Below are 1,360 nucleotides of genomic sequence, written 5' to 3'. Positions count from 1 at the left end.
GGTCGTGTCCCAACGCGTGGTGTAGGAGCGCCAAGGACGGTTCTCCTGAGCGGGGCTGGTCCGCGTGTCAGGGTGCCGCGGGCGGCAGGCTGACGGTGTCAGTATCGCTCAACGGCGCGAGCGTCTCCAGGCTCATGTAGCGGCGCTGGATGCTCCACTCGTCGTGCTGCTCCAGCAGTATGGCGCCGACCAGGCGAGTGACCGCCGCCTCATTCGGGAAGATGCCCACGGTGTCGGTGCGGCGCTTGATCTCGCCGTTGAGGCGCTCAAGCGGGTTGTTGGAGTGGATCTTGGGCCGGTGCGGGGTCGGGAACCCCATGTAGGCCAGCACGTCGGCCTCGGCGTCGTCCATCAGGGCTGCGAGCCGGGGCACCCGGGGGCGGAGCTGATCGGCGACCTGGCGCCACTGCGCACGGGCCCGGGGTGCGTCGGCCTCAGCGAACGCGGTGCCGATCCAGGCGGAGACGATGCGGCGCTGGGTCTTGCCCGCATGGGCGGCGGCGTTGCGCATGAAGTGCACCCGGCACCGCTGCCAGGTGGCGCCCAGCACCTTGCTGATGGCAGCCTTGAGGCCCTCGTGCGCGTCCGAGATCACCAGCTTGACGCCGCGCAGGCCACGGCGGGCCAGGGAACGCAGGAACTCGGTCCAGAACGGCTCGGCCTCGCTGTTGCCGATGGTCATGCCGAGCACCTCGCGGCGGCCGTCCGTGTTGGCGCCCACCGCGATGATCACCGCCACGGACACGATGTGCCCGTCACGCCTGGCCTTCACGTAGGTCGCGTCCAGCCAGACGTAGGGCCAGTCGCCCTCGATCGGGCGGGTCAGGAAGGCGCCGACGCGCTCGTCGATTTCGGCGCACAACCGCGACACCTGGCTCTTGCTGATGCCGTCCATCCCCATGGCCCGCACCAGCTCGTCCACCGACCGGGTGGATACGCCCTGCACGTAGGCCTCCTGGATCACGGCCGTCAGCGCCTTCTCTGCCGTTCGACGCGGCTCCAGGAAGCCCGGGAAGTAGGAACCCTTGCGCAGCCGCGGAATGCGCAGCTCCACCGTGCCCGCACGGGTGTGCCAGTCCCGCTCCCGGTAGCCGTTCCGCTGCACCCGGCGCTCCGGGCTGCGCTCGCCGTGCGCGGCCCCTGTCAGGCTCTCGGTCTCCAGCTCCATCAGCCGCTGGGCAGCAAAGCCAATCATCTCGCGCAGGAACGTCGCGTCCGAGCCTTTCGCCAGCAAATCGCGCAGGGCAGTCTCATGGTCGGTCATCGTGGGGTCCTTGGGTCAGAGTTGCGCCTCGCAACCCAACCCTACCCAGGTTCACCGCGGTGACCGCCTCCTACACCACGACCAGGGACACGACCC

At 69.6% G+C, this 1,360-nt stretch carries 1 protein-coding gene; it reads right to left on the bottom strand.

Annotation, left to right across the window (positions count from 1 at the left end; translation table 11 throughout):
* Positions 1–67: 67 nt before the first annotated feature.
* Entirely contained in the window at positions 68–1,264 is a 1,197-nt protein-coding gene (locus tag D9598_RS20850) for an IS256 family transposase (RefSeq protein WP_058390394.1), read from the bottom strand.
* Positions 1,265–1,360: the final 96 nt, after the last annotated feature.

Origin of the sequence: Roseomonas sp. KE0001 (assembly GCF_016107285.1) — a bacterium.
GTDB lineage: Bacteria > Pseudomonadota > Alphaproteobacteria > Acetobacterales > Acetobacteraceae > Pseudoroseomonas.
Note: the sequence above shows the minus strand (reverse complement) of the source record. Positions and strands in the feature narration are given on the sequence as shown.

Excerpts from the sequence above, each read along its gene's own strand:
- D9598_RS20850 (WP_058390394.1), bottom strand. The coding sequence starts at position 1,264 with ATGACCGACCATGAGACTGCCCTGCGCGATTTGCTGGCGAAAGGCTCG.